The organism is Methyloceanibacter sp., assembly GCF_035650995.1.
Classification (GTDB): domain Bacteria; phylum Pseudomonadota; class Alphaproteobacteria; order Rhizobiales; family Methyloligellaceae; genus Methyloceanibacter.
On the sequence record NZ_DASRGO010000163.1, the window covers coordinates 1 to 12,489 of the forward strand.

Here is a 12,489-nt window from a genome sequence, read left to right on the forward strand (position 1 = left end):
GAAGCAGAAGGGCGACGGCTCGGCCATCCCTCCTGCCGAGCTCGAGCGCTTGCGCGACGACCTCATCGCCGCGCTCAAGACCGTGTTCGATCCCGAGATCCCCGTCGACATCTACGAGCTTGGCCTGATCTACAGGCTTGATGTCGACGACGACCGCAACATCGAGGTGGATATGACCCTCACCGCGCCGGGCTGCCCCGTCGCCGGCGACATGCCGGGCTGGGTCGAGAACGCGCTCTCCGCCGTTCCCGGCGTCGGCCAGGTCAAGGTGAATCTCGTGTTCGATCCGCCCTGGGACATGAGCCGCATGTCCGAGGAGGCGAAACTTGCCCTCAACATGTTCTGATCGCCCTTGAAGGCCCGATCGACTTACCCCAAGTTCGAACCATGAATCCACGTCCCCGCCCGCAAGTGATGCGCCTCACCGAGGCTGCCGCCGAGCGCCTGAAGGCGCTGGTCGCCGCCTCCGGCAAGGAGATCGCCGGCGTACGCATCGGCGTGAAGAACGGCGGCTGTGCCGGCATGGAATACACTATGCAATACGCCGAGGCGCCGGGGCCGCACGACGAACTCGTGGAGGACAAGGGGGTCAAGCTTCTGATCGACCCGACTGCCGTCCTCTTCCTGCTCGGAACCGAGATGGACTACCGCACCGACAAAATGCGCTCCGGCTTCGTGTTCAACAACCCGAACCAGACGAGCGCATGCGGCTGCGGCGAGTCGGTCACGCTCAAGCCCGCGGCCGCCGCGACAAGCGCCGAATCCACCGAACAGGCGGGCTAAGCCTCTTAGGCCAAACCAAAGGGCTCGTCTGGCCGGGTTTGTCCCGGCCAACCACGACTTATTGCGTGTCGTCGCTACTTTCCGAAAGGGGCTTGGGTGCGGGCTAGGTGACCCGCACCGGGCGCATCATGAAAGCCGGGACGTGATCGCCCATGCCTTGCTGCTTCGGCCGCGGCGGCTGAGGCTGAGGCTTGGCCGTCGCGCGCGCCGGGGCGGGGCGTTCGGAAGACGCGGCGGCTTGGGGGCCGTGCGTGGGTTTCCGGTCGCCGTGATGGTGTGGTTTATGTTGATCGCGCTTGGGATCCCCCGATTTTTCCCTCCGTCCTGAATGCTCGGTCCGCCGCTCTTCGCCCTTATCTTGGGCCTGGGTGTCGTGCCGTTGGACGTTGCCGTGACCATCTTGAGGCGCCTGACCGCCCTTGTTTCTGTTCCCGCGTCTGCCGCGGCGATGCCGCCCGTTGGACCGCGCATCGAACCCTTCGGCATCTTCGGCTTCGGTCTGCGGTCCGTCGATCCATTCGATGTCCTGACGGAGCAGCTTCTCGATCGCCTTGAGCGCCTTCATGTCCCTGGGCGTCACGAGCATCGCCGCGTAACCCTCGCGGCCCGCGCGGCCGGTGCGGCCGATGCGATGCACATAGTCCTCGGGATGGATCGGCACGTCGTAGTTGAAGATGTGGCTCACATCGGGGATGTCGAGCCCGCGCGCCGCCACGTCGCTCGCGGCGAGGAAGGCGATCTGGCCGTTGCGGAAGGCATCGAGCGTCGCCATGCGCTGGCGCTGGTCCATGTCGCCATGCAGCGCGCCGACGCTGAAGCCGTGGCGTTGCAGCGAGCGGAAGAGGATGCCGACGTCCTTCTTGCGGTTGCAGAAGATGATGGCGTTCTTGACGTCGATTTCCCGCATCAGGGCGCGGAGCGCCTCGCGCTTGGCCGCTGGATCATCCGGCGCCCTCTTGAGCCGCTGTACGATGGTTGCGGCCGCCGTCGCTTGCGGTGCGACCTCTACGCGCGCGGGATTGTGGAGGAATTTATCGGCGAGACGTTGGATTTCGGGCGGCATGGTCGCCGAGAAGAACAGCGTCTGCCGGGTGAAGGGGAGGAGCTTGCAGATACGCTCGATGTCGGGGATGAAGCCCATGTCGAGCATGCGGTCGGCCTCGTCGACGACGTGGATCTCGATGCCGTTCAAGAGCAGCTTGCCGCGCTCGAAATGATCGAGCAGCCTGCCCGGCGTTGCGATCACCACATCGGCGCCGCGATCGAGCTTGCGATCCTGGTCCTCATACGAGACGCCGCCGATGAGAAGGGCGACCGTCAGCTTGTGGTTCTTGCCCAGGGTCTCGAAATGCTCGGCCACTTGGGCCGCGAGCTCGCGCGTCGGCTCGAGGATCAACGAGCGCGGCATGCGCGCTCTGGCGCGTCCGCGTTCGAGCCGCGTGAGCATCGGCAGCACGAAGGACGCGGTCTTGCCGGTTCCCGTCTGGGCGATGCCGAGCACGTCGCGTCCGGCGACGGCGTGCGGAATGGCTTGATTTTGGATTGGGGTCGGAGTTTCGAACCCCGCCGCGGTGACGGCGGAGAGGACTTTGGGGCTTAGGCCAAGATGTGAAAAGCTCATGCGTTAGCAAAGGTGCCGCGAGGCTTAAAGCGCCCTCGCGAATCTTCTTTCTTTAGGCGCAATAACTTGCTGCAACGATTCGCGAGCCATGCGCAAGACCACTCGGAATACCGGAGCCCTTTAGCCTCCGATATTAGGCTCTCAAATAAGGGGCATAGTGCATTGGCGCAAGGGGCAAAAGCACGCAAACGATCTTTAAATCCGCCGTTTGCGCGTCATTTGCACCCATCCTGCGCTTGTTAACCGGCTTTTCGCCGCGCAAACTATCGGCCTCGCGTTCACGACAGGCACGCAGGTAATGACGGCCGATGATGCCGCAGACGTCGCCATCAAGCCGCCGCTTCTCTTTCTCGGCGCGCTCGCGCTCGGCTGTCTCATGAGCCTCATCGTGCCGCTCGGCCCGAGGCTTGCCTCGCCGAACGGCAATGCGCTCGCGGTCGGTTTCACCTTCATCGCGTTCGGCTTCGTGCTTGCGGGGATGTCGGCGCGCGCGCTTCGCCGCGCCGGCACCGAGATCGTGCCCGGACGGCCTGCCAGCGCGCTCGTCACCACAGGGCCGTACAGGATCACGCGCAATCCCATCTATATCGGGCTAACGCTCGTCTATTTCGGCCTGTCCATCGTCATGACGAGCCTTTGGGTGCTCCTGCTCTTGATTCCCACGCTAATGATCCTGCAGCACGGCATCGTGATGCCCGAGGAGGCTTATCTCAAGCGGCGTTTTGGCGCCCCTTACCGCAAATATCAGGCCCACGTCCCACGATGGCTGTAATGTGGCGCGCGGGTGTTGGACGAAGGAACGACAATGCCCCAGGCCGGCTCGTCTCGGCCATCCACGGCTGTGCAGGGATTTTAAGTCGTGGGCGCCGGCACAAGGCCGGGCATGACGAGGAAATCCCTGAGAGCGTCAAATATCCAGCTCGTCGGGCTTGGCAAACTCGGCGTGCTCCTGGATGAATTTGAAGCGCGCCTCGGGCTTGTTCCCCATCAACTGATCGACGAGCTTGCTCGTGCCGCGGTCGTCGTCCTCTGCGATCTCGACACGGAGCAGGGTGCGCGCGGCGGGGTTCATGGTCGTCTCCTTGAGCTGCTTCGGCAGCATCTCGCCGAGACCCTTGAAGCGCGAAACGTCGACCTTGCCCTTGCCGTTGAACTCCGACTTGAGGAGCGCCTCCTTGTGTGCGTCGTCGCGCGCGTAGAACGTCTTGGCGCCCTGGCTCAAGCGGTAGAGCGGCGGCACGGCGAGGTAGAGGTGGCCGTTCTCGATTAGCCCGCGCATCTCGCGATAGAAGAAGGTGATCAAGAGCGAAGCGATGTGCGCGCCGTCGACGTCGGCGTCGGTCATCACCACCACTTTCTCGTAGCGAAGGTCCTCGTCGCGGTAGCGCGCGCCCGTGCCGCAGCCGAGCGCCTGGACGAGATCGCTGATGAGCTGGTTGTCGGCGAGCTTGCTCGAGCTAGCGCTGGCGACGTTCAGAATTTTGCCTCTGAGCGGCAGCACGGCTTGCGTGGCACGGTCGCGCGCTTGCTTCGCCGAGCCTCCGGCCGAGTCGCCCTCGACGATGAAAATCTCGGTGCCTTGCGCGGCGCTGAGCGAACAGTCGGCGAGCTTGCCGGGGAGTCGCAAGCGGCGGGTGGCCGTCTGCCGCCCGATCTCCTTCTCTTTCTTGCGGCGCAGCCGTTCCTCGGAGCGGTCGATCACCCAATCGACCAGGCGGTTGGCCTGGCTCGGATTGCCGGCGAGCCAATGATCGAAGGCGTCGCGCAACGCGTTCTCGACGATCCGCCCGGCCTCGGGGCTCGCCAGCCGGTCCTTGGTCTGGCCTTGGAACTCAGGCTCGCGGATGAAGACCGAGAGGATGGCGGCCGCAGTGCCGAGCACGTCCTCCGCCGTCACCTGCGCCACGCGCTTGTTGCCGGTGAGCTCGCCGTAGCTACGCAAGCTCTTGGTCAGCGCCGCACGCAAACCCGCCTCGTGCGTGCCGCCGTCTGGCGTCGGTACCGTGTTGCAGTAGGAGGAGAGGAAGCCGTCGTCGCTCGCGATCCAGGCGATCGCCCATTCGAGCGAGCCATGGCCTTCGGTCTTCTCGATGCGGCCGGCGAACGCGTCCTTGGTAACCTGCTCCTGTCCCTCGATGCGGCTCGCGAGAAAGTCCTTCAAGCCCCCGGGGAAGTGGAGGACGGCGCTTTCCGGCGTTTCGCTGTCGCCTTGAAGCAGCGTCTTGGCGCACGACCATCTGATCTCGACGCCGCGGAAGAGATAGGCCTTGGAGCGCGACATGCGGAACAGCCGCGCCGGCTTGAAGGCCGCGCCCTTGCCGAAGATTTTCGGGTCGGGTCTGAAGCGGACGCTCGTGCCGCGCCGGTTTTTGACGGCCCCGAGGTTTTGCAGCGGACCGTCCGGCTCGCCGCGCGTGTAAGTCTGGCGGTAGAGTTTCTGCCCGCGCGCGACCTCGACCTCCATGTGCTCGGAGAGAGCGTTGGCGACCGAGACGCCGACGCCGTGCAACCCGCCGCTCGTGTTGTAGACCTTGGAGTCGAATTTGCCGCCCGCGTGCAGCGTGGTCATGATGACTTCGAGCGCGGACCTCTTCTTGAACTTGGGATGCGGATCGACGGGGATCCCACGGCCGTTGTCGGTCACCGTGAGATAGCCGTCTTCGGCGAAATCGACTTCGATGCGCGAGGCGTGGCCCGCGACCGCCTCGTCCATGGCGTTGTCGAGCACCTCGGCAAAGAGGTGATGCATCGCCTTCTCGTCGGTGCCGCCGATATACATCCCGGGGCGCCGGCGCACGGGCTCGAGCCCCTCGAGCACCTCGATGTCGGCGGCGGTATAGGTATCCTCGCCGCCTTTGCCCGAGGATTTCGCGCCGCCGGCAGATTTCGAGCCTTTGACCGGCTTCTTCTTCTTCTGCTCGTCGTCGAGCTTGGCGAACAAATCGCGCGATGTGGCGGTCTTGGCCATGGGTCCAGTGACGCGGAAGCCGCGAATCTCTATGCACAGGGAACGATGTTAGCTCGCACGCGCTCGTGGCTTTTTCAAGAGTCCCCCAGGGCCCTCGAAACTCAGGCGATCTTGCCGCCGCCGATCTTGGTGATGGTCACGACCGAGGGGCGGGGCGGGCGATCCTCACGGAAGTCCGGCCAGCGCGTGGCAGGCTTCTTGTAGGTCGACGGCTGGCCAAAACCGTAGAGACTTTCCGTACCGTCGGCGCCGGGATGCTGCACGGCGAGGAACAGTGTCTCGCGGTCCGGCGTGAAGCACGGCCCGCACAATTCGGCCCCCACCGGCACGCGAAAGAACATCTTCGAGGTCCGGCGCCGCGGGCCGTCGGTCTCGAGACCGTAGAGTCCATCAGCCCGTCCGGTGCGGGCCCAGTTGTCGCCCTGGTCGGTCGCGACCCACAACCGCCCTTCGTCGTCGACGCAGGAATTGTCGGGGCAGGCGAACCAGCCGTTGTCCGACGTCGCCGGGTTCCACAACGCATCGACCCCGCTCCAAAGCGGGTGCGGATTGCCGCAGCGCACCAGGATCTCCCAGGTGAAGGTGTCGGCGGCGTGGTCGCCGCCACTTGGCGCGAGCTCGATGATATGCCCGAAATAATTTTCCGGCCGCGGGTTCGCCGCATCGACCTGGTCGGCCTTGCGCTTATCGTTGTTGGTGAGGTTGATATAGACCTTGCCGTTCACGGGGTTCGGCTGCACGTCCTCGGGGCGGTCCATGCGGGTGGCGCCGAGGAGGTCAGCCGCTCGCCTCGCGTCGATCACGACGTCAGCCTGAGACCTGAAGCCGAACTCCGGCGTGAGAAACGGCGCCCCGAATTCGAGCGGAAGCCACCGGCCCGTGCCGTCGGCGTCGAAGCGCGCGACGTAGAGCGTGCCGTTCGACAGGAGCGACATGTTCGCCTTGCGGTCGCCGGGGTCATAACGCCCTTCGCTGACGAAGCGATAGACATACTCGCCGCGCGTATCGTCGCCGCAATAGACGACCACACGTCCATCCTTGTTGAGCACGGTCTCGGCGCCCTCATGGCAGAAGCGGCCAAGCGCCGTGTGCTTCACCGGCACCGAGGTCGCGTCGAACGGGTCGATCTCCACGATCCAGCCGAAGCGGTTCGGCTCGTTCGGTTCCTTGTCGACATTGAAGCGTTCGTGGAACTTGCCCCAGGCCTGCCACAGCCCCGGCACGCCGTAGCGCGCGTAGCTCGCGGCCTGCTCGCCGCCGAGGTTCTGCGCGGGCTTGCATTCGGCGTCGCGCTGGTCGGTCCAGAAGTAGGCGTGGAAGTTCTCCTCGGCGGTAAGATACGTTCCCCACGGCGTCGAGCCGCCGGCGCAATTGTTGAGCGTGCCGACGATCTCGCGGCCCACCGCGTCGGCTTTGGTCTTGAGACGCTCGTCGCCCGCCGCAGGACCATCGACCCCGATCGGGGTCAGCGGGCTGATGCGGCGGTTGTACGGACTGTCCCGGACGACGTGCCATTCAAGCCCGTCACGCACGATCTCGACGATGGTGACGCCGTGCGCCGCCATCTCGATATTGACGAGCTCCTCGGTCATCTCCTTGAAGCCTGTCGTGTCTTGGCGCTCCTTGAGCACCGGGAACATCAGCTCCTCGTTGGTGTATTCGTGATTGACGCAAAGGAGCCCGTGGCTGCTTGACCCGTCGATCGGGAAGTAGGCCACATAGTCGTTGTTGTAGCCGAACTGCTTGAGCTGGGAGGCCGCGGTCTGCTTGAGCGGATCGAATTCGGGCGAATCCGGAAAGAGGGGATCGCCCCAACGGAGCAGCGGCTTGCACCAATAGCCTTCCGCCACGTGATGGGTGGTATCGACGCCGGCCTCGATCTCCTTGAAGTCGAAACGGTCGGGTGCGTCCCCGGCTCTCGCCGCGCTCGCCTTGAGCACGGCAGGGCCGAACAGCGCGGTGGCCGCGGCGACTCCGAAGGCGCCCCGCATCAAATCGCGGCGGTTGAAGCGCTTGAGGATGACGTCGCCGATGGTCTCGCCCGACTGCGGGCTGCGCGGCATATCGTCGTGCGCCTCCGCCGCGGCTGCCCGGTTGAAGAACTCGTCTTTTTTGGTCATATCCCTGACGCAGACTAACGGAAAAGGGCCGCCACGTTAGGGCCGCCCAATGACAGATTTGCGAAGAGGACGGCTGCCATGGCGGAAGCGACCCCCGTTTGCGATTTCGGCTGGAAGGCTCCCTCCTTCGCGCTTCCCGGAATTGATGGCAAAACCTACACCCTCGAGGCCTTGCGCGGGCCAAAGGGCACGCTCGTGATGTTCATCTGCAATCACTGTCCCTACGTGAAGGCGGTGATCGATCGCATCGTGCGCGACACGAACGAGCTCAGGGCCTATGGCATCAATTCGGTCGCCATCTGCTCGAACGATGCGATCCAGTATCCCGAGGACTCCTTCGACAACATGAAGCGCTTTGCCGCGGCGCATGGCTTCGGCTTTCCCTACCTCTACGACGAAAGCCAGGACGTCGCGCGCGCCTACGACGCCGCCTGCACGCCCGACTTCTTCGGCTTCAATGCCGATCTTAAGCTGCAATATCGCGGCCGGCTCGATTCAAGCGGCAAGGCGCCGGCGTCTCCCGACGCGCGGCGCGAGCTGTTCGAAGCCATGAAGCTCGTCGCTGCGACCGGCCACGGACCCCGCGAGCAGACGCCGTCGATCGGCTGCTCGATCAAGTGGAAGTCGGCCTGAGGTTCGGCACCTTTCATGCGTGGCTCGATCCGCCTGCGCGAAGCCGAAGTGCTTCGCGCGCCGGCATGTCGCCACGACGCCGTTAACCCCTCCTTAAGTCTGCGCCTTTCCCATTTCTTTACGCCCAACCGATAAAATTCGTCTCAAAAGCGGCGGGGTTTTGCGTGTCATGCTGGTCCGTTACGCCCTTTTGGCGGCGCTGGCGGCCTCATCGATCTGGGGCCTGATCGAGGTCAGCAAGACGAGCGGTGCCGAGATGCTGCTCACCGATGTCGGTCAGAGCGGCACGCCGGTGAACGTCTCCTTCTGGCTGCTCGCCTCGATAGCGATGCTGATCACGCTGTCGCTCTTCCGCTTCGTCGTCTTCGGGCTTCCTGCGCTGGTCGACGCCTGCTTCAAGGACACGAGGACGTGGAGCTATCTGCTCGTCCTCGGGGGTTTGATCTACGGGGTGTTCTATTTGGCATCGTAAGCGCCCCGGATCCGCATGAGGGGTTTTTGGGGGAGCCTGGCGGGGGACCTTGCAGCTTTCGCATCCGACGGGGGTCAGAGGGAGCGAAACTCCGAGGTTCGGCAGGCCGGGCGAAAAAGTGGGGCGGCTGTCACGAGGCAGCCGCCCCATCTTTCTCCGCACGTCATGGCCGTCAAAGCGGCCGTCCAGTACGCATGGCACTTGGCTGGACCGCCGGGCGAAGCCCGGCGGCTGACGCGAAAGGTTAGACGCTGTAATACATGTCGAACTCGATCGGGTGCGGCATCATCTCGAAGCGCTCGACCTCTTCCATCTTGAGCTCGAGATAAGCGTCGATGGCGTCGTCGGTGAACACGTTGCCCTTCTTGAGGAAGGCGCGATCCTTGTCGAGTTCCTCGCAAGCCTGACGCAGTGAGCCGCACACGGTCGGCACCTTCTCGAGCTCCTCGGGCGGGAGATCGTAGAGGTTCTTGTCGATCGGATCGCCGGGATTGAGCTTGTTTTCGATGCCGTCGAGACCGGCCATCAGCATGGCCGCGAACGCGAGATAGGGATTGGCGGCGGGATCGGGGAAGCGCACTTCGACGCGCTTTGCCTTCGGTCCCGAGCCGAGCGGGATGCGGCACGAGGCCGAGCGGTTGCGCGAGGAATAGGCGAGCAGCACCGGCGCCTCGTAGCCCGGCACCAGCCGCTTGTAGGAGTTGGTGGTCGGGTTGGTGAAGGCGTTGAGCGCCTTGGCGTGCTTGAGGATGCCGGCGATGTAGTGCAGCGCCGTGTCGGAGAGGTCGGCATATTTATCGCCGGCGAAGGTCGGCTTGCCGCCCTTCCAGATCGACTGGTGGGTGTGCATGCCCGAGCCGTTGTCGCCGAACACCGGCTTCGGCATGAAGCATGCCGTCTTGCCGTACACCTGCGCCACCATGTGGATCACGTATTTGTAGATCTGCATGGCGTCGGCGGTCTTCACCAGGGGACCGAACTTGATGCCGAGCTCGTGCTGGGCCGCGCCCACCTCGTGGTGGTGCTTCTCGGTGACGACGCCCATGTCGGCCATGACCGAGAGCATCTCCGAGCGCAGGTCTTGCGCCGAGTCGACCGGCGGCACGGGGAAGTAGCCGCCCTTGGTGCGCGGGCGATGACCGAGATTGCCCATCTCGTATTCGGTGTCGGTATTGGTGGGCAGTTCGGTCGAGTCGATCCTATAGCCGCAGTTGAACGGCTCGGCTGCGAAGCGGACGTCGTCGAATACGAAGAACTCGGCTTCGGGCCCGAACACGGCCATGTCTCCGACGCCGGTCTGCTTGAGATAATTCTGCGCCTTGCCGGCGATCGAACGGGGGTCGCGCTCATAGGGCTCGTTGGTCAGCGGCTCAAGCACGTCGCAGAAGATCGCCAGCGTGCTCTGGGCGAAGAACGGGTCCAGCACTGCGGTAGACGCGTCCGGCATCAGCTTCATGTCGGACTCGTTGATCACCTTCCAGCCGGCGATCGAGGATCCGTCGAACATGATGCCGTCGGTGAAGGCATCCTCGTCCATCACCTTGGAATCCATCGTGACGTGCTGCATCTTGCCGCGCGGGTCGGTAAAGCGCAGGTCGACGAACTTGATCTCCTCGTCTTTGATCTTCTTAGTCACACTCTTGGCGTCGGACATTTGACTCCCCTGTCGTTGCGTCTTTGATGCCGCCTCCTGGGCGCGGTGAATAAACCGAAGTCGCGGCCGGGACTCTTGGCTGCTCCCACTAGATAGCGTCGTTCCCCGTTTCGCCCGTCCGGATGCGCACGGCCTCCTCGACGTTCGACACGAAGATCTTTCCGTCTCCGATGCGGCCAGTCTTGGCCGAGGCGATGATGGCGTCGATGGCCTTTTCCACCATGTTGTCGCCGAGCACCAGCTCTAGCTTCACCTTGGGGAGAAAGTCGACGACATATTCGGCGCCGCGATAAAGCTCGGTGTGGCCCTTCTGCCGTCCGAAGCCCTTCGCCTCCGTGACGGTTATACCCTGCAGGCCGATCTCCTGTAGGGCTTCCTTCACTTCATCGAGCTTGAATGGCTTTATGATCGCTTCGATCTTTTTCATTCTTTCGCTGCACCTCCCTTGGACGCAAAACGGCGCTTAGCCGCGCGCTTCCGTTCGACATCCCCACGAAGACCCGTCACGCCAAAGCACAGCCTATGCCAATCCTCTGGCTAAAACTTTTGCCTCATGAATCAAGCTACTATGGCGCTGAAGCAAAACGCGGCGGGGCATGGGTTGGGCGGATTGCCCAAGATTGCGGCTATATGCCTAAGATTTATGCACATGGGAAGGGGGCGCTTCGAGGCGTGCTCTTCCCTTAGCCGTGCTGTACCACGAAACAGGCATTCTCCAATCGGCGAAGTGCGATGATCGAACTTCTGACTGCGGACGAAATGGGACGGGCGGACCATTTGACCATTGAGAGCGGAGTTCCTGCCCTCACGCTCATGGAGAATGCCGGACGCGCGGTCGCGGAAGACGTCGCCCGGCGCTTTCCCGACGCGGGTATGGTCGCCGTGCTATGCGGTCCCGGCAACAACGGCGGCGACGGATTCGTCGCCGCGCGCCATCTCCTCGAGCGCGGCTATAAGGTGAGGCTCGGCTTCAACGGCGATCCGGAACGCCTGCCGCCCGACGCCGCGGCCAATGCAAGGCGTTATCCCGGCCCGCGCGAGCCCTTGTCCGCCGCCCTACTTGCGGGCATCGACGTCGTGGTCGACGCTCTGTTCGGCGCCGGCCTCGCTCGCCCGATCGAGGGCGCCTATGCCGCCATGATCGAGGCAATCAATGCATCCGGACTCCCGGTGGTCGCCGTTGACGTACCGAGCGGCGTTGACGGCACGAGCGGAGCGGTGAGGGGAGTCGCCGTCAACGCGCTCTCGACCGTCACCTTCTTCCGCCCGAAGCCTGGGCATCTCTTGCTGCCCGGCCGGCACCATTGCGGCGAGGTGAGCGTGGCCGACATCGGCATCCCGGCGAGCGTGCTCGACACGATCGACCCCAAGACCTTCGCCAACGAGCCGCTGCTCTGGCTTCCGCGCTTTCCCTGGCCTGCGCCGGATGGGCACAAATATTCGCGCGGTCATGCTGTCGTTGTGTCCGGGCCGCTCTACAGCACGGGCGCGGCACGGCTCGCCGCCCGCGGCGCCTTGCGTGTGGGGGCAGGGCTTGTCACCGTCGCCTCACCGCGCGACGCGCTGTCCGTGAACGCGTCGTCTCTCACCGCGATCATGGTGCGCGAGGCCGACGATGCGCGCGCCCTCGAAAGCCTGCTCTCAGATCGGAGGAAGAATGCGATCCTCGTCGGCCCCGGCGTCGGCGTGGGTCCGCGCACGAAAGCGATGGTGCTCGCGGTTCTCGCCGCGGCTGCCGCCGTCGTGCTCGACGCCGATGCGATCACGAGCTTCGCCGACGAGCCGGACAAGCTCTTTACCGCTATCAAGGCGCGGAAGGCGCCGGCCGTTCTGACCCCTCACGACGGGGAGTTCGCGCGCCTCTTCAGCGATATCGAAGGCTCGAAGCTCGACCGCGCGCGCCAAGCTTCTGTGCGCTCTGGCGCGACGACCCTGCTGAAAGGTGCCGACACCGTTGTCGCCGTGCCCGACGGCATGGCTTCGATCAACGCGACTACGAGCCCTTGGCTTGCGACCGCGGGGACCGGCGACGTGCTGGCCGGCATGGCGCTCGGACTGTTGGCGCAGAAAATGCCGCCTTTCGAGGCAGCAAGCGCAGCGGTGTGGTTGCATGGCAAGGCGGCAAGCGACTTTGGCCCTGGCCTGATCGCCGAGGACGTGCCAGAGACCCTGCCCAAAGTCCTCAGCACGCTTCATTCGGGCCTTGCAAATCAGGGGAAAATGCCCGTCTGATGCCCG

11 protein-coding genes are annotated in these 12,489 nt (G+C 64.3%); 6 read left to right on the forward strand and 5 right to left on the reverse strand.

What is annotated here, in order from left to right; translation table 11 throughout:
* Positions 1-25: 25 nt before the first annotated feature.
* Both VFB18_RS12290 and VFB18_RS12295 read left to right on the forward strand, forming a co-directional pair.
* Entirely contained in the window at positions 26-346 is a 321-nt protein-coding gene (locus tag VFB18_RS12290) for an SUF system Fe-S cluster assembly protein (protein WP_414675693.1), read from the forward strand.
* Between the two features lie 41 nt (positions 347-387).
* Entirely contained in the window at positions 388-783 is a 396-nt protein-coding gene (locus VFB18_RS12295) for an iron-sulfur cluster assembly accessory protein (RefSeq protein ID WP_324975621.1), read from the forward strand.
* Between the two features lie 103 nt (positions 784-886).
* On the opposite strand, the gene VFB18_RS12300 is transcribed toward VFB18_RS12295, so the two are convergent.
* The gene (locus VFB18_RS12300) at positions 887-2,404 is read right to left on the reverse strand and encodes a DEAD/DEAH box helicase (protein WP_324975624.1); all 1,518 of its coding nucleotides are present in this window, start codon (positions 2,402-2,404) and stop codon (positions 887-889) included.
* Positions 2,405-2,702: 298 nt separating this feature from the next.
* On the opposite strand from VFB18_RS12300, the gene VFB18_RS12305 reads away from it, so the two are divergent.
* Positions 2,703-3,176 (forward strand): isoprenylcysteine carboxylmethyltransferase family protein, encoded by a 474-nt coding sequence (locus VFB18_RS12305; protein ID WP_324975627.1) that lies wholly within the window; start codon positions 2,703-2,705, stop codon positions 3,174-3,176.
* Positions 3,177-3,311: 135 nt separating this feature from the next.
* On the opposite strand, the gene parE is transcribed toward VFB18_RS12305, so the two are convergent.
* Both parE and VFB18_RS12315 read right to left on the reverse strand, forming a co-directional pair.
* Entirely contained in the window at positions 3,312-5,372 is a 2,061-nt protein-coding gene (parE, locus tag VFB18_RS12310) for a DNA topoisomerase IV subunit B (RefSeq protein WP_324975629.1), read from the reverse strand.
* Between the two features lie 101 nt (positions 5,373-5,473).
* Positions 5,474-7,492, reverse strand: a complete 2,019-nt coding sequence (locus VFB18_RS12315; protein ID WP_324975632.1) for a PhoX family phosphatase — start codon at positions 7,490-7,492, stop codon at positions 5,474-5,476.
* A gap of 78 nt (positions 7,493-7,570) precedes the next feature.
* On the opposite strand from VFB18_RS12315, the gene VFB18_RS12320 reads away from it, so the two are divergent.
* The gene (locus VFB18_RS12320; RefSeq protein ID WP_324975635.1) at positions 7,571-8,125 is read left to right on the forward strand and encodes a thioredoxin family protein; all 555 of its coding nucleotides are present in this window, start codon (positions 7,571-7,573) and stop codon (positions 8,123-8,125) included.
* 169 nt (positions 8,126-8,294) lie between these two features.
* Positions 8,295-8,597, forward strand: a complete 303-nt coding sequence (locus VFB18_RS12325) for a hypothetical protein (RefSeq protein ID WP_324975638.1) — start codon at positions 8,295-8,297, stop codon at positions 8,595-8,597.
* Positions 8,598-8,841: 244 nt separating this feature from the next.
* Here VFB18_RS12325 and glnA read toward each other — a convergent pair whose 3' ends face one another.
* Together glnA and VFB18_RS12335 are read right to left on the reverse strand one after the other, a co-directional pair.
* Entirely contained in the window at positions 8,842-10,251 is a 1,410-nt protein-coding gene (glnA, locus tag VFB18_RS12330; RefSeq protein WP_324975639.1) for a type I glutamate--ammonia ligase, read from the reverse strand.
* Positions 10,252-10,339: 88 nt separating this feature from the next.
* On the reverse strand, positions 10,340-10,678 hold the full coding sequence (locus VFB18_RS12335) for a P-II family nitrogen regulator (RefSeq protein WP_324975642.1): 339 nt from the start codon (positions 10,676-10,678) through the stop codon (positions 10,340-10,342).
* 305 nt (positions 10,679-10,983) lie between these two features.
* Here VFB18_RS12335 and VFB18_RS12340 point away from each other — a divergent pair, with 305 nt between their 5' ends.
* Positions 10,984-12,483 carry an NAD(P)H-hydrate dehydratase gene (locus tag VFB18_RS12340; RefSeq protein ID WP_324975645.1) on the forward strand — a complete coding sequence of 500 codons (1,500 nt, stop codon included), beginning with the start codon at positions 10,984-10,986 and terminating at the stop codon, positions 12,481-12,483.
* Positions 12,484-12,489 lie beyond the last annotated feature (6 nt).

Coding starts and splice junctions, on each gene's coding strand:
- VFB18_RS12295 (WP_324975621.1), top strand. CDS start 388: ATGAATCCACGTCCCCGCCCGCAAGTGATGCGCCTCACCGAGGCTGCC.
- VFB18_RS12300 (WP_324975624.1), bottom strand. CDS start 2,404: ATGAGCTTTTCACATCTTGGCCTAAGCCCCAAAGTCCTCTCCGCCGTC.
- VFB18_RS12305 (WP_324975627.1), top strand. CDS start 2,703: ATGACGGCCGATGATGCCGCAGACGTCGCCATCAAGCCGCCGCTTCTC.
- parE (WP_324975629.1), bottom strand. CDS start 5,372: ATGGCCAAGACCGCCACATCGCGCGATTTGTTCGCCAAGCTCGACGAC.
- VFB18_RS12315 (WP_324975632.1), bottom strand. CDS start 7,492: ATGACCAAAAAAGACGAGTTCTTCAACCGGGCAGCCGCGGCGGAGGCG.
- VFB18_RS12320 (WP_324975635.1), top strand. CDS start 7,571: ATGGCGGAAGCGACCCCCGTTTGCGATTTCGGCTGGAAGGCTCCCTCC.
- VFB18_RS12325 (WP_324975638.1), top strand. CDS start 8,295: ATGCTGGTCCGTTACGCCCTTTTGGCGGCGCTGGCGGCCTCATCGATC.
- glnA (WP_324975639.1), bottom strand. CDS start 10,251: ATGTCCGACGCCAAGAGTGTGACTAAGAAGATCAAAGACGAGGAGATC.
- VFB18_RS12335 (WP_324975642.1), bottom strand. CDS start 10,678: ATGAAAAAGATCGAAGCGATCATAAAGCCATTCAAGCTCGATGAAGTG.
- VFB18_RS12340 (WP_324975645.1), top strand. CDS start 10,984: ATGATCGAACTTCTGACTGCGGACGAAATGGGACGGGCGGACCATTTG.